This is a genomic window from Lysobacter sp. TAF61, from assembly GCF_052113485.1.
Taxonomy (GTDB): Bacteria; Pseudomonadota; Gammaproteobacteria; order Xanthomonadales; family Xanthomonadaceae; genus Lysobacter_J.
In genome coordinates this window covers 520011-541825 of the sequence record NZ_JBFRDH010000003.1, presented here as the reverse complement: position 1 = coordinate 541825, position 21815 = coordinate 520011, and the positions used below count along the sequence as shown (strand labels likewise).

Annotated in this window: 22 protein-coding genes; 14 read left to right on the top strand and 8 right to left on the bottom strand. The window is 66.0% G+C overall.

Annotated elements, in window-relative coordinates; genetic code table 11:
• Window positions 1–83: 83 nt before the first annotated feature.
• The 4 genes from AB4Y64_RS10125 (at window position 84) to AB4Y64_RS10110 (ending at window position 2306) form a co-directional block, all read left to right on the top strand.
• A complete protein-coding gene (locus tag AB4Y64_RS10125; protein WP_441816313.1) occupies window positions 84–923 on the top strand; it encodes a LysR family transcriptional regulator in 840 nt (279 codons plus the stop codon).
• Between the two features lie 105 nt (window positions 924–1028).
• On the top strand, window positions 1029–1301 hold the full coding sequence (locus AB4Y64_RS10120) for a hypothetical protein (RefSeq protein WP_441816312.1): 273 nt from the start codon (window positions 1029–1031) through the stop codon (window positions 1299–1301).
• 237 nt (window positions 1302–1538) lie between these two features.
• On the top strand, window positions 1539–1835 hold the full coding sequence (locus AB4Y64_RS10115; protein WP_441816311.1) for a hypothetical protein: 297 nt from the start codon (window positions 1539–1541) through the stop codon (window positions 1833–1835).
• A gap of 60 nt (window positions 1836–1895) precedes the next feature.
• Window positions 1896–2306: a cupin domain-containing protein gene (locus AB4Y64_RS10110; RefSeq protein WP_441816310.1), complete on the top strand. Its 411-nt coding sequence runs from the start codon at window positions 1896–1898 to the stop codon at window positions 2304–2306.
• A 16-nt stretch (window positions 2307–2322) separates the two neighbouring features.
• On the opposite strand, the gene AB4Y64_RS10105 is transcribed toward AB4Y64_RS10110, so the two are convergent.
• The 3 genes from AB4Y64_RS10105 to AB4Y64_RS10095 all read right to left on the bottom strand — a co-directional run bounded on the left by AB4Y64_RS10105 (window position 2323) and on the right by AB4Y64_RS10095 (window position 5817).
• Window positions 2323–4944 carry a LuxR C-terminal-related transcriptional regulator gene (locus AB4Y64_RS10105; RefSeq protein WP_441816309.1) on the bottom strand — a complete coding sequence of 874 codons (2622 nt, stop codon included), beginning with the start codon at window positions 4942–4944 and terminating at the stop codon, window positions 2323–2325.
• Window positions 4945–5033: 89 nt separating this feature from the next.
• Complete coding sequence (locus tag AB4Y64_RS10100) at window positions 5034–5294, bottom strand: helix-turn-helix domain-containing protein (protein ID WP_441816308.1); 261 nt, start codon at window positions 5292–5294, stop codon at window positions 5034–5036.
• 1 nt (window position 5295) lies between these two features.
• Entirely contained in the window at window positions 5296–5817 is a 522-nt protein-coding gene (locus AB4Y64_RS10095) for a DUF2975 domain-containing protein (RefSeq protein ID WP_441816307.1), read from the bottom strand.
• A 151-nt stretch (window positions 5818–5968) separates the two neighbouring features.
• On the opposite strand from AB4Y64_RS10095, the gene AB4Y64_RS10090 reads away from it, so the two are divergent.
• The 8 genes from AB4Y64_RS10090 (at window position 5969) to AB4Y64_RS10055 (ending at window position 12072) form a co-directional block, all read left to right on the top strand.
• Window positions 5969–6541: a TetR/AcrR family transcriptional regulator gene (locus tag AB4Y64_RS10090; RefSeq protein WP_441816306.1), complete on the top strand. Its 573-nt coding sequence runs from the start codon at window positions 5969–5971 to the stop codon at window positions 6539–6541.
• 129 nt (window positions 6542–6670) lie between these two features.
• On the top strand, window positions 6671–7357 hold the full coding sequence (locus AB4Y64_RS10085; protein WP_441816305.1) for an NAD(P)H-binding protein: 687 nt from the start codon (window positions 6671–6673) through the stop codon (window positions 7355–7357).
• Window positions 7354–7647 (top strand): hypothetical protein, encoded by a 294-nt coding sequence (locus AB4Y64_RS10080; protein ID WP_441816304.1) that lies wholly within the window; start codon window positions 7354–7356, stop codon window positions 7645–7647. Before AB4Y64_RS10085 ends, AB4Y64_RS10080 begins: the two co-directional genes overlap by 4 nt.
• Window positions 7648–7852: 205 nt before the next feature.
• Window positions 7853–8272: an organic hydroperoxide resistance protein gene (locus tag AB4Y64_RS10075; RefSeq protein WP_441816303.1), complete on the top strand. Its 420-nt coding sequence runs from the start codon at window positions 7853–7855 to the stop codon at window positions 8270–8272.
• Window positions 8273–8681: 409 nt separating this feature from the next.
• A complete protein-coding gene (locus AB4Y64_RS10070) occupies window positions 8682–9398 on the top strand; it encodes a cytochrome c biogenesis CcdA family protein (protein WP_441816302.1) in 717 nt (238 codons plus the stop codon).
• A 15-nt stretch (window positions 9399–9413) separates the two neighbouring features.
• Window positions 9414–9959 carry a redoxin family protein gene (locus AB4Y64_RS10065; RefSeq protein ID WP_441816301.1) on the top strand — a complete coding sequence of 182 codons (546 nt, stop codon included), beginning with the start codon at window positions 9414–9416 and terminating at the stop codon, window positions 9957–9959.
• A 50-nt stretch (window positions 9960–10009) separates the two neighbouring features.
• Window positions 10010–10750 (top strand): response regulator, encoded by a 741-nt coding sequence (locus AB4Y64_RS10060; RefSeq protein WP_441816300.1) that lies wholly within the window; start codon window positions 10010–10012, stop codon window positions 10748–10750.
• The gene (locus tag AB4Y64_RS10055; RefSeq protein ID WP_441816299.1) at window positions 10747–12072 is read left to right on the top strand and encodes a sensor histidine kinase; all 1326 of its coding nucleotides are present in this window, start codon (window positions 10747–10749) and stop codon (window positions 12070–12072) included. The genes AB4Y64_RS10060 and AB4Y64_RS10055 overlap by 4 nt, the downstream gene beginning before the upstream one ends.
• A gap of 25 nt (window positions 12073–12097) precedes the next feature.
• Here AB4Y64_RS10055 and AB4Y64_RS10050 read toward each other — a convergent pair whose 3' ends face one another.
• Window positions 12098–13003, bottom strand: coding sequence for a GlxA family transcriptional regulator (locus AB4Y64_RS10050; protein ID WP_441816298.1), 906 nt, complete (start codon window positions 13001–13003; stop codon window positions 12098–12100).
• A gap of 171 nt (window positions 13004–13174) precedes the next feature.
• Between AB4Y64_RS10050 and AB4Y64_RS10045 the strand changes: the two genes are divergently transcribed.
• The gene (locus AB4Y64_RS10045) at window positions 13175–13978 is read left to right on the top strand and encodes an SDR family NAD(P)-dependent oxidoreductase (protein ID WP_441816297.1); all 804 of its coding nucleotides are present in this window, start codon (window positions 13175–13177) and stop codon (window positions 13976–13978) included.
• Between the two features lie 182 nt (window positions 13979–14160).
• Window positions 14161–14958, top strand: a complete 798-nt coding sequence (locus AB4Y64_RS10040) for a hypothetical protein (RefSeq protein WP_441816296.1) — start codon at window positions 14161–14163, stop codon at window positions 14956–14958.
• A 30-nt stretch (window positions 14959–14988) separates the two neighbouring features.
• Here AB4Y64_RS10040 and AB4Y64_RS10035 read toward each other — a convergent pair whose 3' ends face one another.
• The 4 genes from AB4Y64_RS10035 to AB4Y64_RS10020 form a co-directional block, all read right to left on the bottom strand.
• Window positions 14989–16524 carry a tryptophan halogenase family protein gene (locus AB4Y64_RS10035; RefSeq protein WP_441816295.1) on the bottom strand — a complete coding sequence of 512 codons (1536 nt, stop codon included), beginning with the start codon at window positions 16522–16524 and terminating at the stop codon, window positions 14989–14991.
• 22 nt (window positions 16525–16546) lie between these two features.
• Window positions 16547–17566 (bottom strand): cupin-like domain-containing protein, encoded by a 1020-nt coding sequence (locus AB4Y64_RS10030; protein ID WP_441816294.1) that lies wholly within the window; start codon window positions 17564–17566, stop codon window positions 16547–16549.
• The gene (locus AB4Y64_RS10025; protein ID WP_441816293.1) at window positions 17567–18301 is read right to left on the bottom strand and encodes a SapC family protein; all 735 of its coding nucleotides are present in this window, start codon (window positions 18299–18301) and stop codon (window positions 17567–17569) included.
• Window positions 18302–18434: 133 nt separating this feature from the next.
• The gene (locus AB4Y64_RS10020) at window positions 18435–21677 is read right to left on the bottom strand and encodes a TonB-dependent receptor (RefSeq protein ID WP_441816292.1); all 3243 of its coding nucleotides are present in this window, start codon (window positions 21675–21677) and stop codon (window positions 18435–18437) included.
• Between the last annotated feature and the right edge of the window lie 138 nt (window positions 21678–21815).

The following is a 21815-nucleotide window of genomic DNA, read 5'->3' as shown; positions in this document are numbered from 1 at the left end:
CGGGTGCAGGTTAGTCCGCTTGATGCATAACTAAAACATATCTATGCTTGTACCTGTCATTTCAGTATCGAATGATTGGAAATATGGAAACTCTGGATATCGGTGCAGTCAGGGCCTTCGTTCTTGCCGCGGAGATGCAGAGCTTTACCCGCGCAGCAGACTCGCTGGGCATTACCCAATCCGCAGTCAGCCTGAAGTTGCGTAGGCTTGAGGAGCAACTGGGACGCCGCCTGCTGGAGCGAACGCCACGACAGGTTCGCCTTTCCGCTGAGGGGTTGGCCTTCCTCGGTGCCGCACGCGATCTGATGTCCAGCCACGACCTTGCGGTAGCTGCGTTCGAAACGGAGCAACGTCGACTGGTCGTTGGCATCAACCACATGCTGATCGGTAGCGAACTGCCGTCCCTGTTGCGCCGCATTCACGACCACGATGCAGGGCTGCGGATCGAGATGCGGATCGCAGGCACGCAGGAGCTGATGCGTGCCTACGAGCAGGGCGAGCTCGATGCGGCCCTGGTGCTGCGTCCCGACGATGGGCGCAAGCAAGGCAAGGCCGCGTTCACGGAGGATTTCTCATGGTTCGCCGCCACGGGGTGGAGACCGCTCGCCGGCAAGCCATTGCCGCTCGCTACGCAAGGAGAGTCCTGCCGGATCCGCGCAGCAGCGACCAGCGCGTTGGACCGGGCCGGAATCGCCTGGGATGAAGTCTTCGTCGGCAAGGGAGCCGCCATCCTCGGCGCCGCTGCTTCCGGCGGGCTGGCGGTGGCGGTACTGGCCAGACGAGCCGTCCCGGCCGGGGCGGTGGACGTCAGTGGCATTGCCTCGTTGCCGTCGATACCCCGGCAGGACGTCATGCTCTACAGCGCGCTCAATGACCGGCGTTCGCGGGGCACGCTGCAGGTGCTCGTCCAGGCACTCCGCTGATGCGCCTCGCCAGGTCTCTCGCCGGTCAAGCCGCCCTGCCCCCCTGACTTGCAAATGGTACCCGGAGGATTATTCTCAGCCCTCCACAGCCAGGAAGGATCCACAATGAAGACCGTACTGTTCCTCATTGCTCTGTCGGCGACCTCACTTGCCTACGCAGGTGAAGCAACTTCATCGGACACGGCGTCGAGTTCCGCCGCTGCTACCGATGACAAGGGCGTGGTATGCGAGAAGAAGAAGGAAGTGGGAAGCAACGTTGCCACGCGGGTTTGCACCACCGAAGCCGAGCGAGTCGCGGCAAAGGACAAGGCACAGGCCGATGTTGAACGGCTCGGCCGGTGCAGCGGAAACGAGAAGGCCTGCAGCGGCAGTCTGTAGGACGGGCCCATGGCCAGACCACCTGATGGCAAAAACCGGGGGCCGACAAGGCCCCCGGTTCCGTTTTGGGGAAACGACAGCACCGTCACTCTGGTGGGCACGGTTCTTGCCGCTGCGGACGACGCGTTCACGGACGCGGCGTGAGCCGCTACACACAAATACAAATCCGCGGAAACTGGAACACACTGCCGATACGCGCAGCCGCTCAAATGGGATCACCACTTGAGAGGCATCGCAATGAACAAGCTCACCATCTCCGCGGCGCTGCTCATCTGCGCCGTCATCCTCCCCGCTGCCCACGCACAGCAGTCCGTGCGCGAGCATGCCGACGACCTGCTCCCCGCCTCTTCCGGTGTGCCCGCGCCGGTGAACCGCGCTCCCTGGATCGTTGCAGACCCGGCGAATTCGCGAATCGTTCCCGCCGCCCACCCAACAAGTGGCAATGCGCCGCAGGTTGACCTGAAGTTCGCGGACGAAGTGCCGCTGCAGCCGGGCATGTTCGATTCGGCTACTGCATGGGAAGACGAGCCGTAGGCCTCGCGATCACCCCAGCCAGCCTCCCCACTCCACCATTCAACGCAACAGGTGACCCCCATGAAGAACCACCTCGCCATCGCATCCGTCAACGCCGCGCTTGCCGGTCTACTCGTGCTCTCCTCTGCCGCCATTGCACAGACGGCCCCCAGCGGACTCAAGCGCACGGACCTGCAGAAGCACGACCTATCGATTCCGGGTCGCGAAGTCGTGCAGGTGCGCGTCGACTTCGCGCCAGGGACCACGGCCCCCAGGCATCGCCATCCGGGCGAAGAGATCGTCTATGCCATCGAAGGCACGATGGAGTACCGGGTCGAAGGTCAGCCCCCGGTAGTGCTCAAGGCGGGCGACGTGCTGTTCATCCCGGCCGGTGCGGCGCACTCGGTGAAGAACCTTGGCCAGGGCAACGCGGCCGAACTGGCGACCTACATCGTCGAGAAGGGCAAGCCCCTGCTCGTCCCCGCCAACTGATCCGGGCAGCAGGAGCTCACTGCTCCTGCAGCAACCCCAGCACGCGCGCCCGGTCCACCGCGTGCTTGCGGGACGTAGCCGACAGCTTCTGGAACAGGTTCTTGAGGTGCCATTTCACCGTCTCGGCGGTGACATCGAGGATCCGGGCGATCGCCTTGTTAGACAGGCCCTTGGCGAGCAGGCCGAGCACTTCGGATTCTTTCGACGTCAGCGCGCCGTTGCGCACCAGCAACGGCCTTGCCACCGTAGTGCGCGGAGCCACTGCACGCTTGCCCGGTTGCTCCCGATCCCTCGCCATGTCCAACGCGAACGGATGGACATGGGTCAGCAGCCAGGCATCGCCTGCGAGCGTGGCCAGGTGGACGGTCTCCTTCAGCAATGGCGTGGCGAGGTCATCTCCGCGCTTCCATGCGACCACCGCGCGCAACGCCATGATCGAACGCACATCGCCCTGGCGGTGCAGCGATTTTGCCAGCGCGTCGCCGCTATCGAGGAGCTGTTCGGCCTCGTCCAGGGCGTCGCGTGCGAGCGCCGCATCGGCCTTGGCAATCGCCGCGACGAGTTCGCACTCCGGCAGCAGCGGACGAAGCTCCTCGCCCTGCATCGTCGCCAGGGCCTCGTCGAGCGCCTGGGTGAGCGCATCGATGGTTTCCCGGGCGTTGTGCCGCGCGTGAATGCGAATGCGATCGGCGAGACCATGAATCCGCAGGCGTGGCAATTCCCGGCGCACGGCCAACGCATCCAGTTCTTCCAGCACCTGCAGCGCCCGTCGCTCGTCGCCTTCGCCAAGCGCGATCCGTGCGAGCGTCTGGTAGGCGAGCAGGATGTTGTCGGGCGCGCCCCACTGCTCGATGACATCGAGCCGGTTCGCGAGCAGCGGCAGCGCTTCGGCGGGTCGCCCCATTCGCGTAAGCGCGGCGGCAAGCACGGAGGCCTGCAGCGACGCGACCATGCCGCGACGTCCCTTCTCCTGTTCCGAATTCGCCACGGCGCGGCGGAGTGTGGCGGCGGCCTGCTCGGGGTCGCCGTCCCACAGGTGAGCCATTGCGCGCAGCATCCGCCCCAGGCCCGCGGCAAGGTGCAACGAGCCCGCCTCTCCGTGTTCGGCAGCCTCGTCCAACAGTTCGCGCAGAGTGCGGGTCGCGCCGGCATGCAGGGCTGCCATCGCGCGGGTGTTCAGGCTTGAAACCGCGTACAGCGGATCGTCGTGCTCGCGCAGCAACGGCGTCCAGCGCGCCACCAGGTCCGGCAGCAAACCCAGGCGGTCGGCATAGATGCACGCCCCAGCCGCGACCCGCAGCGCCTCGACGCGGGTTGCGGGTGTGGTGGCGGGGTCATCGATGATCCCGCGCGCGATTGCCAGGGCTTCGGAATTGCGATCGGTCGCCGCCAGCACGAATGCGGCGCCGAGCCTGATCCCGGAATCGCGTGCAAGCATCGCCGCGGGAATCCGCTCCAGCCATTCCCGCGCCTCGGCGATCTGACCCTGCGTGCCCAGCGTCCACAGCGATCGCGACGCGTACGCCTGCGCCAGCGGCTCGTCACCGGCGGCAAGCGCGTGCCTGGCGGCTTCATGGAAACGTCCGTTCCTGGCATACCAGTGCGAAACGCGCGCGTGCAGCTCCGACTGTTCCTGCTGCGGAAGCAGTTCGAACCGGCTGAGCAGGAAGTCGCGGGCGAGCGGATGCAACCGGATCCAGTCTGCTTGATCGCCAAGGATGACGATGGGTGTTTCGGCGATGATCTGCTGCAACTGCATGTCGCCGTCGGCGACGCCGACGCCACTCATCAGTTCGCACAGTTCGGCGTTGATGTCGTCGAGGATGGCTACGCGGGTCAACAACGCCACCGTCGGCCCGGACAGACGCGACAGCAGCGATTCGACGAAGTAGCCCTGGAGATGGCCCCGCCGCGCCGACAGCAGGTGAACCGCGGCGGCCGGATCGGTATCGTGCCCGGCCATCGCAATCGCAAGCTGCAGGCCGATGGGCCAACCCTCGGTGGTTTCGTGCAGCAGTGCACGTTCGTCCAGGTTCAACCTGGCGCCAAGGTTCTTTTCGAGGATGGAGAGCGACTCTTCGAATCGCAGGCGCAGGTCATCGGTGGTCAGCGTGGCGAGGTTGCCCTTCGCCGCCAACTCGGCGACGCGCAACGGAAGCGCCAGCCGTGAGGCAATGGCCACGCTCAGGTTTGCCGGTGCGTTGAGCAGGAGGTATTGCACGCACGTGCGTACGGTCGCCGCCGGCAGGCGTTCGGCCTCGTCGATGATGACGACGGTCTGCGCGCCGCGCTGGGCGACTTCGGACAGAAGGTCGGTCAATGCCGCGATGCCGGACCCCGGGGATCCCGGTCCGAGATCGCTGCTCGCGCTGTGCACCGATCGGCACAATGCGGCGATGAAGCGGGCCGGATCGTCTTCGGCGTCGCAGCTCACCCATGCGACGACGGCCCCGCGTTCCAGCCAGCGGCGTCGCCACTGCAGCAGCACCGTTGTCTTGCCGAATCCCGCAGGTGCAACCAGCTGGATGGCGGTGCGATCGCTGATCCCGTCCCACAAGGCCACCAGGCGCTCGCGCTCCACCGCGGCGCTCGGCAAGCGTGGCGGCGTGGTCTTGAGGATGATCTCGGAGTCGGACATGACGGCTCGTCGGACCTGGTCGACACCGCGGAGGCGCAGCTTACCCGATTGCCCGGAAAGTCCGTTTCACCCGGTTGTGCGTGCCCGCCCTATCCTTCTTCGTCCGCCCTGGCAGCTTCAGCCTGATCGGCTTCAGTCACCTGCGCGGACCGTTCGTACTGCAACAGATCGCCAGGCTGGCAGTCGAGCGCTTCGCAGATCGCCTCCAGGGTCGAGAAGCGGATACCGCGCGCCTTTCCCGTCTTGAGGATGGACAGGTTGGCGAGCGTGATGCCGACCCTGGCGGAAAGTTCGGTGAGGGTCATGCGCCGATCGTGCAGCACGTCGTCGAGTTTCACGTAGATGGCCATGTCAGATCATCGTGTCCAGGTCCGCGCGCAGGCGCGTGCCAACCTCGAAGACCTGCGCGAGCACGAACAGCAGGACCACCGCGACCCAGCCACTGGCCGAGAACTTCCAGTCGATGTTCGAACCGGCGGCATTCATGGCACCTGCCATCACGCCGAACACCAGCCTCAGCAGCTCGATGCCCAGCATGCACCAGGCGATCGTCTTCAATCGCACGGCGTTCTCGGGCACGAACGGATCGCTGTTGACCGTCGCCACCACCGCCAGCAGTCGCGACAGCTGCACGTGGACCAGCGCAACCATCAGCAGCGCCAGCACCATCCAGGTCCGCAGCACCGGGATCAGCAGCGACGAGTCCACGCGCGGCGGCTGCTTGCTGAAGAACTGGAAGAACGTCGGTTCGAACAGGAAGCTGGCCGGGATGGCCAGGAGCAGGCCAATGCCCGTGCCGATGTTGAGGATGCGCAGGATCCCAAGCAGGACCCGCGAGGCGGTAAGCGCAGTACCGGAGCTGGGCTGGAGCACGTGGTCTCTCCCACGGTTTTGTCGATTGACAATATCAGGCATATCGTTAAACAGCAACACACATATTGACATGCGATATGTCAGGCGCGAGTTTGCACAATCGCCAAGGCAAGCATATGATTGAGTACGCACTCAGTAATAACGAACCGCCATGGCCCGCCCCCGCAGCGAAGACAAACGAAACGCCCTGCTCACCGCCGCCATCCGGGTGTTCGCCGAGGACGGCATCAACGCGCCCACGGCAAGGATCGCCAAGGTCGCCGGCGTCGCCGAGGGCACGTTGTTCACGTACTTCAGCAACAAGGACGAGCTGCTCAATCATCTCTACCTGGAGATCAAGCGCGAGCTGCGCGAGGCGATGCTCTCCACCTACCCGCGTGCCGCCGACATCAAGCAGCGGGCACGCCATGTGTGGCGGACGTACGTCGACTGGGGCCTGGTGAACGTCGACAGGCGCAAGGTGGTGGCGCAGCTGGCCGTGTCCGATCGCATCACTCAAGACACCCGTGCGATTGCCTCCGCGGGCTTCGCCGACTTCCAGTCGATGCTCCAGGAAAGCATGGCCAAGGGTCAGTTGCGCGAGCATCCGCCGGCCTACATCGGCGCGATCCTGGTCGCGCTGGCGGAAACCACGATGGACTTCATGCTCAAGGAACCCGGCGCCGCCGAGCAGTACCGCAGTGCGGGCTTTGAGGCGTTCTGGCGGGCTGCTGCTTCTGACTAGCGCCCTTTTTTTGCCCCGATCAATGAGTGCGTGAACACTCAGTAACACCCTTCCCCCTGTCGCTGGAACGCCAATGCCCAACACCACCGCCCGCAATGTCGCCTCCTCCACGCAGCGGGAGTGCGTGTCATGAAGGTCCTGATCTTTGGCGCCACGGGCATGGTCGGCCAGGGCGTGTTGCGCGAGTGCCTCAACGCCGCCGATGTCAGCAGCGTGGTCGCGATCGGTCGAACCGCAACCGGCCGGGCGCACCCGAAACTGCAGGAGCTCATCCACGCCGACTTCTTCGACTACAGCGCCATCGAAGACCGGCTGCAGGGCTTCGACGCCTGCTTCTTCTGCCTGGGCGTGTCGTCGCTGGGCATGAGCGAGGCGGACTACACACGAGTGACTTACGACCTCACCCTCGCGGCCGCGACCACCCTCGCCCGCCTCAACCCCGCAATGGTCTTCGTCTATGTGACCGGCGCCGGCACCGACAGCAGCGAGAGCGGCCGCAGCATGTGGGCGCGAGTGAAGGGACGCACCGAGAACGCGCTGCTGCGCCTTCCGTTCAAGGCGGTGTATCTGTTCCGGCCGGGCGTCATCCAGCCGCTGCATGGCGTGCGCACCAAGACCGGCTGGATCCACGGCATCTACACGGTGAGCGCGCCGCTGCTGTCTATCGCGCGCGGGCTGTTCCCGCATACCGTCCTGACCAGCGAAGGCATCGGCCAGGCCATGCTCGCCGTCGCCCGCGATGGCAGCAGGAGCGCGGTGCTGGAAAGCGGCGACATCGAGGACGTCGTGCGGCGACCAAAGGAGGACTCGCGATGACCATGAAGAAACCAGACGCGCACCTGGAACTCACGCTGGCCAGTGCCACCGCGGCGGAGAGTGAATTGCTGCGGGCACTGCTTCGTGTCGACCTGGGCGCCCGCATCCAGATCGACATGCAACGACGCAACGTGCGGATCGAAGGTCGCTTCTGGGGCGACGACGTGGTCAGCGCGATCGAGGCGATCGGCTGCCAGATCGATTCGGTCCATGAGCGGCCGCGCACGGTGGTGCTGGCGACGGCCCCCGCGCCGGGGTTGTCGCAGCGGGCGCGCTACACAGGACATTGACGGCGCAGGACATTGACGGCGCGGCTTTGTATCGAACTGTATCGGCGCCGGCCGTGGCCACAGAACCTTGCATAACGGCCTGTCGGCGACACAACCGGCGGACATGGGGTTGAAAGAATTTCGTCATCGGAAAAGGGCAGCGGGTTGCATATCAACCCCAGGCCACAACCCGATGCACCTCTCCCCATAGCCTCCAGGAATCGCCATGACCACCCAGATCGAAAAAGTGCTGTACACCGGCAAGACCCACACCACCGGCGGCCGCAACGGCGCGTCGCAGAGCTCTGACGGCCGTCTTGACATCAAGCTGTCGTCGCCCGGCACGTCCGGCGCCGGCACCAATCCCGAGCAGCTGTTTGCCGCCGGCTGGTCTGCCTGCTTCATCGGCGCCATCGGCGCCGCTGCCGCCGCCCGCAAGATCAAGCTCCCGGCCGACCTGGCCGTGGACACCGAAGTGGACCTGGGCACGAACGCCGACGGCTACGCCCTGCAGGCCCGCCTCAATGTCAGCCTGCCCGACCTGGATGGCGACGTCGCCCGCGAGCTGGTCGAAGCCGCGCATCAGACCTGCCCGTACTCCAAGGCCACCCGCGGCAACATCGGCGTCACGATCAACCTGGTCTGACGCGCCTCCTCGCCTGCCCTGCCGATCCGCAGCGCGCCGGCAGTGAAGTCGGCCGGGAAACCGGCCGGCCTTGCCTCCATCGATGCCATCGCGGCACGAATCCGATCGGCTCCAGGCGCCCTCTCTTGAGGCTCCCTCTTTGTAACGCAGCGTAGGTTCGCCGCAATCGGCGCGGCTCGCATACAAATCGGCTCCGGCGCGACACCCCCGGGATACACCCCGGCGATGAAATGGCGTCCCGACACCCATCACGGTACCTGTCATGTTCCGCAACGTCCTCGCCCTCGCACTCCTCGCTGCTGCCGGCCTGTCCCCGGAGCTGGCGCACACCAACGACCAGGCCACTGCAGACGATGGCGTCGCAGCATCCCGGCAGGTCGACCTCTCGCCCCGCGAAGGGGGCTGAGCCATGGTCGGGAACGGATTCGAATTCGCGTTGGCCGGTGCGGCGGGCGTCGCCACCATTCTGTCGCCCTGCATCCTGCCGGTTCTCCCGATCGTGCTCGCCACCAGCACCGGTCGCAGCCGCGTCGAGCCTGCGTTGATCATCGCCGGGTTCGTTGCCACGTTCGCCGCCAGCGGGATCCTGATCGGCGCACTGTCGTCCTCTTCTGGCGAGTTGCAGGAGGCGATCCGCACCGGCTCGATCTGGCTGCTGCTCATGGCCGGCCTGGCCTGCCTGTGGCCGGCGCCGTTCAACTGGCTGGTGGCGCGCGTGCAGCAATGGCGGGCCGCCCATGCCGGACCTTCGCTTCCCCGTGAGGAGCGCAGCGGGAGCATGGCCGCATTGCTGGTCGGCGCCTCGTTGGGCCTGGCCTGGACCCCGTGTGCGGGGCCGATCCTGGCATCGGTGCTCTCGCTCGCGGCCAGCTCGCAGGCGCCTGGCAAGGCGACCTCGCTGCTGGCGGCCTACGCCCTGGGTGCAGGCCTTCCGATGCTCGCCATCGCCTACGGCGGTCGCTGGATCACCTCGCGCCTTGCTTTCCTCAATCGACGCGCCGAACTGTTCCGCCGCGTGTTCGGCGCGGTCGCAATCGCAGTCGCCGTGCTGCAGCTGTTCCAGTACGACGTCCTGTTCTCCGCCTGGGCCACGCAGTGGCTCCCCTCCATCGCAACCGGTCTTTGACCACGGTCCGCCATCATGAAACTGCTCAAGCCCATCCTCACCGCCCTTTGCATGAGCGTGCTTGCCGTTGCCTGCGCGCCCGGCGCCAGCGCCGATCCCGTGCCGGGAACCAGCATCTCCCCTGCCCCCAAGGCGCCTGAATTCCAGGGCATCGACCACTGGATCAACAGTGCCCCGCTGACCATGGCGCAACTGCGCGGAAAAGTGGTCCTGGTCGACTTCTGGACCTATTCCTGCATCAACTGCGTTCACGTGCTGCCGCATGTGAAGGAACTGCACCAGCGCTACAAGGACCAGGGCCTGGTCGTGGTCGGCGTGCATACACCCGAGTACGGCTTCGAGAAGATTCGCGGCAACGTCGAGGACGCCGTGAAGCGCTTCGGCATCGAGTACCCGGTTGCCCAGGACAACGGCTACGAAACCTGGGAGGCGTATAACAACCGCTACTGGCCGGCGCTGTACCTGATCGACCGCGAGGGACACGTGGTGTACCACCACTTCGGTGAGGGCAACTATGCCGAGACCGAGGACAAGGTAAAGCGCCTGCTGCAGAGCAAGTGAACGCGCGCATCTGAGCCCGCCCATTCCGCATCCAAGCCAGGACCCGTTGCATGGAACACATTGATCACATCCTGGTCGTCGACGACGACCACGACATCCGCTCGATGGTGGCCGAGTACCTGCGCAAGAACGGGTTTCGGACCTCGCTGGCCGCGGACGGGCGCGAGATGCGCGCGATCCTCGACACCAACGCGGTCGACCTGATCGTGCTGGACGTGATGATGCCCGGCGACGACGGCCTGGTGCTCAGCCGGAACCTGCGCACCAGCAAGCACAAGGCCATCCCGATCATCCTGCTGACCGCACGCGACGACGCTACCGACCGCATCATCGGCCTGGAAATGGGGGCCGATGATTACGTCACCAAGCCGTTCTCGTCGCGTGAACTGCTGGCGCGCATCAACGCCGTGATCCGGCGCACGCGCATGCTGCCGCCCAACCTGCAGGTGACCGAGGCCAGCCGGCTGCTGGAGTTCGGGCAATGGCGGCTCGATACCACGGCGCGACACCTGCTCGATCAGCAGGGCACCGCCGTCGCGCTCAGTGGCGCCGAGTTCCGGTTGCTGCGCGTGTTCCTCGACCACCCGCAACGCGTGCTCAGCCGCGACCAGCTGCTGAGCCTGACCCAGGGCCGTGAGGCGGAGCTGTTCGACCGCTCGATCGATCTGCTGGTCAGTCGCCTGCGCCAGCGCCTGAAGGATGACCCGCGCGAACCGGCGTACATCAAGACCGTTCGCAGCGAGGGCTATGTGTTCAGCCTGCCGGTCACGCTGCTGGATGAGGGTGCATGAGCAACGATGCCCCATCGCTCTGGTCGCGCCTGCTTCCGCGCAGGATCGCGTCGCGGTTGTACCTGATCCTGTTCACCGGCCTGCTGATCGCCCACGGCCTGTCGTTCGGCCTGCTGTTCTACGAGCGCTATGTCTCGGCGACGTCGATGATGCTCGGCAACCTGGAGAAGGACGTGTCCACATCGATCGCGATGCTCGACCGCCTGCCCGCCGCGGAGCGGCCGGCATGGGTGCCGAAGTTCACGCGCCGGACCTATCGCTACATCCTCGGCCCGGGCGAGCCCGGCGGCGAGTTGCAGACCGAACGGTCGCGGCAGTTGACGCAACTCATCGGCGGCGTGCTCGGCGACCGCTACCCCGTGCGCGGCAACACCACTTCGACCCGGCCCGAACGCCTCCAGGTCCACCTCAATCTGAGCGACGGCAGTCCCGTCACCATCGAACTCACGCCGTCGGTGATGCCGATCGCGCAGTGGCTGCCGTACGTGCTTGCCGCCCAGCTCGTGCTGCTGCTGGCATGCGCCTGGCTGGCAGTGCGCCAGATCACCCGGCCGCTGGCGCAACTGGCCAGCGCGGCCGACGCGCTGAGCCCCACTGGCGACGGCCCGCACCTGCCCGAGGGCGGACCGGCGGAAGTGGCCAAGGCCGTGTCGGCGTTCAATGCGATGCAGGACCGCATCGCCCTCCACCTCAAGGAGCGTCTGCAGATCCTTGCCGCGATCTCCCATGACCTGCAGACGCCGATCACGCGGATGAAGTTGCGCGTGGAGGCGATGGACGAATCCCCGGCCACCACCAAGCTGGCCAGCGACCTGGACGAAATGCAGCACCTGGTCCGCGATGGCGTCGCCTATGCGCGCAGCGCGCACGGCGGCAACGAGCCGCTGATCAAGGTCGACCTGGATGCATTCCTCGACAGCATGGTCTGGGACTACCAGGACACCGGCAGTTCGGTCAGCCTGATCACGCACGCCGGCGTTCCGGTCAATACGCGGCCCCGCGCATTGCGGCGCGTCGTCGGGAACCTGATCGACAACGCGGTCAAGTACGCCGGCGCCGCCGAAGTTGCCGCGTCGCTCGATGACGACGGCACCGTCGCCATCAGCGTGATGGACCGCGGGCCGGGCATCGCCGCCGATCAGCTCGATTCGGTGCTGGAACCGTTCTATCGCGTCGAGGGCTCGCGCAACCGCGATTCCGGTGGCGCTGGCCTGGGCCTGGCCATCGCCCAGCAACTGGCGATCGCGATCGGCGCCAGGCTTGTTCTGAAGACGCGCGATGGTGGCGGACTGGTGGCGACCGTGACGCTGCCTCGGGCCTGATTTCGCACCGCCGCGCCCGCGACACCTATGGCCCCGTCATCACGCGGGCGTTGCGCCGCAGGACCTGCGGTGGCTGGCCGAAGGCCCGAAGGAACGCGCGGCGCATCCGCTCGCGATCGGCGAATCCGGTTTCGGCCGCGACCACTTCGATCGGGTGCCTGCTCTGTTCAATCATGACCCGCGCCGCCTCGAGCCGCAGGTGCTCGACGGCCTTGGCCGGTGACTGTCCGGTCTCGGCGCGGAAGGCCCGACTGAACTGCCGCGGACTCAGGTGTGCCGCTTCAGCGAGTTCCTCCACTGTCAGCGCCGCGCGCAGGTTCTGCCGCGCGTAGTCGAGCGCTGTCTGGATGCGGTCAGACTTTGCGTCCATCTCCAGCAATGCCGAATGCTGCGTCTGGCCACCGGCACGGCGGTGGTACACCACCAGTTTCTGCGCCACCGAGCGCGACACATCCATGCCCAGGTCCTTCTCGACCATGCCAAGCGCCAGGTCGATGCCCGCGCTCATGCCGGCTGACGTCCAGACCGACCCGTCGATGATGAAGATCCGATCCTCCTCCACCTTCGCCTGCGGCACCTGCAGCTGCAGCGTCCGCGCGTGGAACCAGTGCGTGGTGACGCGCCGTCCGTCGAGCAGGCCCGCTTCGCCCAGGATGAACGCACCGGTGCAGACCGAGGCGATCCGGCGGGTGACGGGCAATGCCTTGCGCAGGTAGCCAACGAGCTTGCGGCCCGATGGCGACGGCTCCAGCAGGCCGCTGACGATCAGCGTGTCGAATGGCGTTCGCGGCAATGCCCGCGTCTCGACAGACATCCCCAGCGAGCTCTTCACCTGGCCACCGTGCTCGGACAGGAAATGGATGTCGTAGACCGTCTCGCCGACGTGGGCATTGGCCAGTTCGAACACCGACGTGGCGGCGATTCCCATCATCTGGAACCCGGACGGAAGTATGAATCCGACCCTCATCATCGCCCGCACTCCCAGACCGACGTATGGCACAAAAGGAGGTATATACGACATTTGCGCCACGGGCAAGCAGGCCTACATTTGCTTCCGACCCGGCATGTCGCCGGACTCGGACTCTCCCCCCAGGACCTGCCCATGAACACCCATGCACACAACGGTACCGCGCTGATCACCGGCGCCTCCTCCGGCATCGGCGCCGTCTACGCCGACCGCCTCGCCCGCGCCGGCTACGACCTGATCCTCGTCGCCCGCCGCGCCGACAAGCTCCAGGAACTGGCGAAATCGCTTACCGACCGCACCGGCCGCTCGGTCGAAACCATCAGCGCCGACCTGACCGACAAACAGGACCTGGCGCGCGTGGAAGCAACGCTCGCAGCCGACGCCAGCATCACCGTGCTGGTCAACAACGCCGGCGTCGGCGCCACCGCGCCGCTGCTGCAATCGGATGTCGGCGACATGGAGAAGATGATCACGCTCAACGTCAGCGTGCTCACGCGACTGGCGTATGCGGTTGCACCGGCGTTCGTCGCCCGCGGCCGCGGCACGATCATCAACATCGCCTCGGTCGTCGCGCTGGCCCCGGAACTGCTCAATGGCGTCTACGGCGGCAGCAAGGCATTCGTGCTGGCGTTTTCGCAGTCGCTGCAGCACGAACTGGCCGACAAGGGCGTGCGTGTCCAGGCGGTCCTCCCCGGCGCGACCGCGACCGAGTTCTGGGGCGTCGCCGGCCGGCCGGTGGAAGACCTGCCCAAGGAGATCGTCATGTCGGTCGAGGATCTGGTCGATGCGGCCCTTGCAGGCCTGGAACTGGGCGAGCACGTGACCATCCCCGCCCTGCCCGACGTTGCCCAGTGGACCGCGTTCGAAGACGCACGCCGCGCAATGGCGCCCGGCTTGTCGCGGATCACGCCCGCAACGCGTTACGCCATCGCCCGCTGACTGGCGCTCCCGAACGCCCGCTGTGGCCCGGAGGAGCGGCACGGTTCGCAAGCCCCGGACCGTGCCGCTTCTTCACCTGCCATGAATGCCGCGGGCCGCAGGCTTCCGCAACTGGCGTGCCCACGCGCCTCAGACGCGGGGAGCGCACCTCCTCGCGATCGATCAGTGCGAGGAGAAGCAGCGTGAAGTTGAAGCGCATGACGTTCAAGCACGTGAAGTCGAAGCACCTCCCACCTGCAGCGGCCCTGGCGACCTTCCTTGCCATCGTTCCATGGTCTTCGCATGCGCAGGACCAGAGCCACGCGGACAGCGCAGACCCCGGTGAATGGAAATGGATGGTCGCGCCCTACCTGTGGGCGGCCAGCGTCGGCACGGACCTGCACACGCCCTTCCCCGTGAGCGAGGGCGGCTCGGATTTCACCAATGTCATCGACGATATCGACGGCGTCTTCCAGGCGCACGTCGAAGGGCAGAACGGCGCCTACGGCCTGTTCGCCGACTTCACCTATTTCGGCCTGGGCGGCGACCAGGACTATGAGCGGATCAATACCGACTCGCAGCTCGACGCCTACCTGTTCGAGGCGGCGGCAGTGTGGAGCCCCGGCGAGGACCGCCTCAAGGGCATCGAGGTATTTGGCGGCCTGCGCTACATCGACATCGACCTGACCGTGACGTTTGATCCGCACGATCCACGCTTCGGCACGCTGGAGCTCAACCCCAACGACTCCTACGCCGACTTCATGCTCGGTGCGCGCTACACGTGGGCCTTCGCCCAGCGCTGGCGGGTGACGCTGCGCGGAGACGGCTCGTTCGGACAGACCGACGGCACCTGGAACGCCAGCATCGTCGGCCAGTACCAGGTGAAATACGGCGAATGGCTGCTCGGCTACCGGTACCTGACGGCGAAATTCGAGGACCAGCGACGCAAGATCGACATCACCATGAGCGGGCCCATGGTGGGATTCGGCTTCGTGTTCTGACCGCGTCGCCGCCTGGCCCCGGCCCCGGCGTCACGCCGGGACCGCTGGCTTCCTGGTCGCCCACACCTCGGGCGAGGCCTTGCAGTACTGATCGATGAACGCCTGCTGCGAAGGCATCTTGGCCACCGCTTCGTCGATGGGTTTGCGGATCGCCGGCAGCAGGCTGCGCATGTCGTCGTCGGACAGCCCCAGCGACAACGGATGATGCTGCGTGGGCACGACCCCCTGCCCCAGCATCACGTGCGTCCACGAGTCCACCCGGAACAGCTCGTTCGCACCCTGCCAGGCGTGCGCGCGCTCGCGCCAGGCGCGAAGGCGGATGGCCAGCGAATCGGGGATCTCCATCTCGCGGCACTGCTTCCACATCGCCTCGTCGCGCTGGTTGGCGTGGTAGTGAAGGATGATGAAGTCGCGCACGTGTTCCATCTCTGCGCGGCCGGTCGCGTTGTACAGGTCCACCAGCGACTGCGGGATGCCATCGAACGGAAACGATTCGATCAGCCGCACGATCGAGGTCATCGACAGGTGCAGGCTGGTCGATTCGAGCGGTTCGATGAAGCCGCTGGCCAGGCCCAGAGACACGACGTTCTTGTTCCATGCCTTCAGGCGTCGACCGGTGCGGAACTGCACCGGCCACGGCTCGCGGATGACCGGCGCGGCGGCTTCGCGCAGCAGCTTGTCGCGCGCCTCGTCGTCGGACATGTGGTGGCTGGAGTACACCAGCCCGCAGCCGACCCGGTGCTGCAGCGCGATGTGCCAGCGCCAGCCGGCCTCGTGCGCGATGGCGCGCGTGTACGGCACCGGCGGCCCCACCGATTCGGTCTGCAGGGCGACCGCGCGGTCACACGGCAGCCAGTTGTTCCAGTCCTCGTAGCCGGTCTTGAGGGTCTGCTCGATCAGCAGGCCGCGGAAGCCGGTGCAATCGATGAACAGGTCGCCTTCGATGACCTGCCCGTCCTCCAGCACCAGCGATTCGACGTAGCCCGACTCGCCGTTCTGCCTGACTTCGCGGATCTTGCCTTCGACGCGCTTGAGCCCGTGGGACTCGGCCTTTGCGCGCAGGAAGCGCGCGTAGAGCCCGGCGTCGAGATGGTAGGAATAGTTGACCTGGGGCGACTGCAGCAATGCGAACCGGTCGACGCGCGACGCCACCGTTTCCAGGCAGTAGTCGCCCAGCTCCGACTGGATGCCGCGTCGCAGGCTGTCCAGCCAGAAATGATGGAAGCCGCAGACCAGCGTGCTTTGACCGGTGACGCCGAACGGGTGGATGTAGCGCTCGCCGTGGCGGCGCCAGTTCTCGAACGAGATCGACAGCTTGAAGGTGCCCGCCACCGAGCGCAGGAACTCCTGTTCGTCGATCTGCAGGAAACGATGGAAATTGCGGATCGGCGGCACCGTCGATTCACCGACGCCGACCGTTCCGATCTGCTCCGACTCGATCAGCACCACGTCCAGCAGTTCGCGGAACTGGTGCGTCAACGCGGCGGCCGCCAACCACCCCGCGGTACCGCCACCGGCGATCACGACCCTTCGAATCCTGCCCTTTTCCACCTTGACCCCCTGCATTGCACTGGCCGGCGGCGCCGGCTCAACGATTGAGTTTGCCGATCAGCATGGCCCGCAGCTGCCGCGCCAGGGTCTCGTCGATGGGACCGAGCACCTGTCGCGCCGCTTCAGGAAGATGGTCTCCGGCGCGATCGGCCGCGCCGAAAACGTAATAGTCGAAGATCTCGCGCCACGCCTGTCGCTCGCGCTCGGGCCGGTCGCGGATGGTCCACAGAGCGTGGTACAGCGCGTGCATCGGCGTCGGAATCCACGCCGCGGCGCTGTTCCACCAGTAGTTCACCAGCACATTGAACGGCTCCAGCCCCTGCACGTGGTGCCACCACAGGCTCGGGATGAAGATCGCATCGCCCGGCTCGAGCACCGCGCTCTGCCCTGCTTCCAGTGCGTCGCGGAATCGCGGGTAACGCTCGAAGTCGGGATCGGCGAAATCGACCACGCTCACTGCCTGTCCGCCCGGCGTAGGCTCCAGCGGCCCCGGGTACAGGTTGTCGATCTGCCCGGGCGGGAACAGCGTGAAGCGGCGCCGCCCGACGGCACAGCAGGCGATGTTGTTGAGCGCGTCGTAATGGCACGAAGCGATGACGCGGTTGCCGATCCAGATGCTCGGCGGCGCGTCGATGCCGTGCGCCGCCAGGTCCAGGTCGTTGCCCGCGCGCATTCCGGGAAGACGGCTGTCGACCAGTAGCGAGGCGACGTAATAGGTCGGCGGTTGCGCGTCGTCGGCATGGGCAGCGATCTCGTCGAGCACGCGGCCCAGGTCGCTGCGCCGCACTTCGCAGTTCAAGTCGGTGAAATCGGCGTTGTAGAACGGCCGTCCGGCCACCTCCGGCCCGCCCCAGGAATAGGTCACCGCCTGGCCGTTGTAGAAACGGCGCAGGTAATCCATGGCATCGACGGGCGAGCGCGATGCCGCCTGCACCAGCTCCCAGTTGCGGACCAGGCCGCGCAGCACGGCCGGCTGTCCCGAGGCGAGCAGCTCCTCGATCGGCAACGATCCGTCGCTGCAGTCGATGGCCCGGATCGTGGCGGCCACGTCGACCACTCAGGCCTCCGCGACCACGCGCAGGCGGCGTTGCTTCTCCGCCATCAGCCGGCGCAGGTTGTGCAGCGAGGACTGCACCAGGAAGGCGCCCTCCAGGTAACCGGCGCGATGCAGCTCGTGCAGAGTCGCCGCGTCCAGCGCAGCCAGGCGCTCCTGGTCGATGCCGTGCAGGCCCGCCAGCGAAACCCGGTGCTGCTCGTCGAGCTGCATGTCCAGCTTCATCGGCTGGATCAGCCCCGCTACCTCAAACGCGGCGAACATCGCGCGCCCGGCCTCGACGCCGTCGCGAATGCCGCGCAGGACCGTGGACACATGCTCCAGGTACGCACTGTGCCCGCCGTGCGACAGGAACACCGGTTCGCCCTCGCCGAAGCTGATGCGCGGGTGCGCCATGTCGACGTGGATGACCGGTTCGCGGCGCACTTCGCCGTCGATGCGCTGTTCCTGGAAGCCGATCAGGAACGGCCCCTTTGCCACCACCCCCGGCAGGTAGGCGGCGTTCCAGCGGCCTTCGTGCAGGAACAGGTTCTCGTTGCGTTCGAATCCCAGCAGCGCCACCGCCTGCCACTCGTCCTTGTCCTTGCGGAAGAAGATCGGGTACTCGCGCTGCAGCTCGGCGAACTCCGTCGGGAAGGCCGCCACCATGCCGATCTCGTCGCCGTATTCGCGGCCGAAGCGGGTGACGACCCGAAGGTCCTTGTGCTTGATGTTGTTGAGCAGTTCGTATTGGGCCATGAGCGCTGCAAGGACGGGTTTGCGTGATGTTATGCGCTTGCCAGGCGAATAAGGAAAGTGCACTGCAAAAAAAACGGGCAGGACAGCTGCTCGCGCAGCGGCCCTGCCCTGGTTCAAAACCCTGGGAGGGTCCTCAGAACTTGTAGCGCACCCCCAGCATGTAGCGCGGGCTCTGGTCGACGAGCTTGATGATCTGCTTCTCGGAACGGCCGTGCCAGCGCACGTCCTGACCGGTCAGGTTGATCGCCTCGAACGTGGCGGACCAGTGGTCGTTGAACTCGTAGCCCACGTTCGTATCCCACTGCTCGTAGGCCTCGACGTAGTACGGGTTGCGGTTGGAGCCGTTCTGGTTGGCCGCGATCAGGTACTCGTCACGCCAGTTCCATGCCAGGCGCACCGACCAGCCATACTTCTCGTACATCAGCATCACGTTGGCCGTGTCGCTCAGTCCAAGCAGCGCGAACTGGTCGCGTTCGATCACCGTATTGTCGAAGGCGACGTCGCCGTCGACCAGGGTGTAGTTCGCGAACACGCCGAACCCGGACTCGCCGAAGAAGTACTGCCCACCCATTTCCCAACCGTGCAGGTTGGCGTCGTTCTGGTTGACGGGGCGGTTGACGTCGAACTCATACAGCGGATCGTCGGCCTCGCCCACCAGGTCGTAGGCATTCTCCATCGCCAGCGACTGCGCCGAGCTGCCGTTGTAGGCCGCCAGGCCGCCGGTTTCCGGGTTGCGCAGCATCGCCACTGCGGCGAACAGCGCCGTGTCGTTGGCCGAGCAGGCCTGGGACACGTCGTTGCCGGCCGCGCCGACCTGGGAGGCGCACGACGCGCTCGTCAGGAAGGCCAGTGCCGCCTGTGCATCGGGGCCGGAGGTCGGATCGGTCAGCCCGTACAGCGGCTCACGCACCACCGAGGTGCCGATGAAGTTCTTCACGTCCTTGTTCCAGAACGTCACCGAGATGAAGCTGGCATCGGCGAAGTACCACTCAACCGCAAGATCGAGGTTGTCCGATTCCAGCGGATCCAGCGCCGGGTTCTGCGCTTCGCCATTGGCGCGGGTGGACGGGTTGATCAGGATCGAACCGGTCGGCTGGTTCGGCGTCGGGCCCGCGTAGAGATTGCCGTAAGGCGCGCGCGCGATGGTCTTGCTGAACGATGCGCGGCCCTTGATCTCGTCGGTGAAGTCGAGCGAGAAGTCCAGGTTCGGCAGGACGAAGTCGTAGCTGTGCGTCTCGCTGAAGGGCACCTGGTCGTCGCCGCGCAGGATGCGGAAGTCGTTGTTGGCCTGCCACTGGATGGCGCTGGGCAGGGCAACCTGCGAGGTCGAGGTCAGGTAGGTCTTCTCGTAGCGCACACCGATGCGGGTGTGGGTCGGGAAGTCGCCCAGCGTACCGTCCAGGTCCAACTGGGCATACGCCGCGTCGGTGTCTTCCTTCACCCGGTTGTCGGCAGCCAGCTGCGGGTTGTAGCGGGTGGTCGCACCGTAGAAGTCACCGGCCCACAACGCACCGGCCGTGGCGCTTCCCTGCCAGGCGCCGTGGGCGGCACCCGGAGCGCTGAAGTCGTCGAACATGCCGACGATGTCGATCGGGCGGATCAGCGCGGCCAGGCCCGGCTCGTTACCGGTGTTGGCCACGCCCCAGTCGCCCAGGGTCGAATAGGCTTCAGTGGCCTGGTGGCGGGTCATCGTCGTTTGCGACGAATCGACGCCGAACTGGAAGCGACCGTCGTCAAACACGTACTCGCCGTCGATGCGGCCCTGCTTGATCTCGGTTTCCTGGCGCTGGTAGTTGATGCGCAGCACCTGCGAACCGATCTGCTCCGGCGGGAAGTCCGGGTTCACCGTTCCGTTGGTGCCGGCGATGGCGTCGCCCGAGGTCGGATACCAGGTACGGGCACCGATCGGCAGGCCATTGTTGAAACTCAGCTCCTGCGCCCAGTTACCGCCGCAGTACGGACCGACGGTGCAGTTGTTGGTGCCGGCGATGCTGAAGAACGTCGAGCCACCGCCGGTGACCGGATCGTTGGGCACGCTCTCGGAGGTGGTGTTGTGCGCGTCGAAGGTCAGGCGGAAGCGGTCAGTGACGTCCCAGGCCGCGTTGAAGCCCAGCGAGTCGAGCTTGTACTCCTGCTCCTGGTGCTGCTGCTCGTAACCGAAGTCCTTGGTGCCGACGATGTCGCGGATGTAGATGGGCGTGGCCACCGACTGGCCGGTATCGAACGTCAGATCGGTGAAGCTGTTGGCGCGCTGCAGCCAGATGGTCTGCTCGCCGCGGTCTTCCTTGATCTGATTGGTCGAGTAGGTGTAGTCCAGGGTCAGCGTCAGCGCATCGGTCGGCGCGAACTGCAGCACGGCCTGGCCGTTGATGCGCTCACGCTCGAAGTCGGCGAACGCATAGCGCAGGTCGTTGGGCATGCCATACAGCTGGCCGATGGCCGGTGCATTGGTCACCACCGCGTCCGGACGCAGGGCCGGGTCCGTACCGGTCCAGCGCTGCATGTTCCAGGCGTTCTCGGTCGCCTGTACCGAACCGCCGTGGCGCTTCTGGTAGCTCGCCGAAAGCCCGACACCCCAGGTCTTGTCGTCGTTGGTGTAGCTGAAGATGCCGGACACTTCCGGCGTGAAGTCGGTATCGAAAGGCTCCGACTCGTCGTAGACCGCCTTCACGCCGGCCGAGCCGACGAGGCCCTGGTGGTTGAACGGACGATCGGTCTGGATATCGATGGTCGCACCGATGCCGCCGCTGGGCACGCTGGCCTGGCCGGTCTTGTAGACCTCCAGCGTGGTGATCGCTTCGGACGCAAGCTGGGCGAAGTTGAACGCACGCGTGCCGCCGTCGACGCCGCCGATCGGCACCTGGCCGGGCGCACCGAAGGCGTCCGCGCCGGGGATGGTGCGGCCGTTGAGGGTGACCATGTTGAACTGCGGGCCGAAGCCACGCGCGGTGATCTGCGCGCCTTCGCCGTCGCGGCGTTCGATCGAGATGCCGGTGATGCGCTGCAACGACTCGGCAAGGTTGGTATCAGGGAACTTGCCGATGTCCTCGGAGCTGATCGCATCGACCACGCCGGCTGCGTCGCGCTTGATCTCCATCGACTGATTGAGACTGTTGCGCATGCCGGTGACCGTGACCGTATCGAGGGTCGTGGCCTGGTCGGAGCTGGTCTGCCCGGCCTGCGCGGTTGTGGCCTGCGCCGCCGTTGCCTGTGCAGTCGTCGCCTGCGCGCTGGTTGTCTGCGCAGTCGTGGCCTGCGCGGCCACGGTGCTGGCGTCCTGCGCGTACGCCGGGTTGATGACGAGCACGCCACCGACGAAGGTGAACATCGCGGTGGACTTGAAGCGCTTCTTGAACTGCCTGGACAGATGGCTCATTGCAAGGTCCTCCCAACTGAAGGGGAACCGCCCAAGGACGCCCACAGAACGTGGCACCGAAACCGACTCATATGGTCTTCCCCCTCAACTTCGATCAATGGATGTCGCCCTGTCTAAGGGCCCCTGCAGGCACCTGCC

Bases quoted from the DNA above. Each gene is read 5' to 3' on its own strand.
- AB4Y64_RS10125 (WP_441816313.1), top strand. From the start codon at position 84: ATGGAAACTCTGGATATCGGTGCAGTCAGGGCCTTCGTTCTTGCCGCG.
- AB4Y64_RS10120 (WP_441816312.1), top strand. From the start codon at position 1,029: ATGAAGACCGTACTGTTCCTCATTGCTCTGTCGGCGACCTCACTTGCC.
- AB4Y64_RS10115 (WP_441816311.1), top strand. From the start codon at position 1,539: ATGAACAAGCTCACCATCTCCGCGGCGCTGCTCATCTGCGCCGTCATC.
- AB4Y64_RS10110 (WP_441816310.1), top strand. From the start codon at position 1,896: ATGAAGAACCACCTCGCCATCGCATCCGTCAACGCCGCGCTTGCCGGT.
- AB4Y64_RS10105 (WP_441816309.1), bottom strand. From the start codon at position 4,944: ATGTCCGACTCCGAGATCATCCTCAAGACCACGCCGCCACGCTTGCCG.
- AB4Y64_RS10100 (WP_441816308.1), bottom strand. From the start codon at position 5,294: ATGGCCATCTACGTGAAACTCGACGACGTGCTGCACGATCGGCGCATG.
- AB4Y64_RS10090 (WP_441816306.1), top strand. From the start codon at position 5,969: ATGGCCCGCCCCCGCAGCGAAGACAAACGAAACGCCCTGCTCACCGCC.
- AB4Y64_RS10085 (WP_441816305.1), top strand. From the start codon at position 6,671: ATGAAGGTCCTGATCTTTGGCGCCACGGGCATGGTCGGCCAGGGCGTG.
- AB4Y64_RS10080 (WP_441816304.1), top strand. From the start codon at position 7,354: ATGACCATGAAGAAACCAGACGCGCACCTGGAACTCACGCTGGCCAGT.
- AB4Y64_RS10075 (WP_441816303.1), top strand. From the start codon at position 7,853: ATGACCACCCAGATCGAAAAAGTGCTGTACACCGGCAAGACCCACACC.
- AB4Y64_RS10070 (WP_441816302.1), top strand. From the start codon at position 8,682: ATGGTCGGGAACGGATTCGAATTCGCGTTGGCCGGTGCGGCGGGCGTC.
- AB4Y64_RS10065 (WP_441816301.1), top strand. From the start codon at position 9,414: ATGAAACTGCTCAAGCCCATCCTCACCGCCCTTTGCATGAGCGTGCTT.
- AB4Y64_RS10060 (WP_441816300.1), top strand. From the start codon at position 10,010: ATGGAACACATTGATCACATCCTGGTCGTCGACGACGACCACGACATC.
- AB4Y64_RS10055 (WP_441816299.1), top strand. From the start codon at position 10,747: ATGAGCAACGATGCCCCATCGCTCTGGTCGCGCCTGCTTCCGCGCAGG.
- AB4Y64_RS10050 (WP_441816298.1), bottom strand. From the start codon at position 13,003: ATGATGGGAATCGCCGCCACGTCGGTGTTCGAACTGGCCAATGCCCAC.
- AB4Y64_RS10045 (WP_441816297.1), top strand. From the start codon at position 13,175: ATGAACACCCATGCACACAACGGTACCGCGCTGATCACCGGCGCCTCC.
- AB4Y64_RS10035 (WP_441816295.1), bottom strand. From the start codon at position 16,524: ATGCAGGGGGTCAAGGTGGAAAAGGGCAGGATTCGAAGGGTCGTGATC.
- AB4Y64_RS10025 (WP_441816293.1), bottom strand. From the start codon at position 18,301: ATGGCCCAATACGAACTGCTCAACAACATCAAGCACAAGGACCTTCGG.
- AB4Y64_RS10020 (WP_441816292.1), bottom strand. From the start codon at position 21,677: ATGAGCCATCTGTCCAGGCAGTTCAAGAAGCGCTTCAAGTCCACCGCG.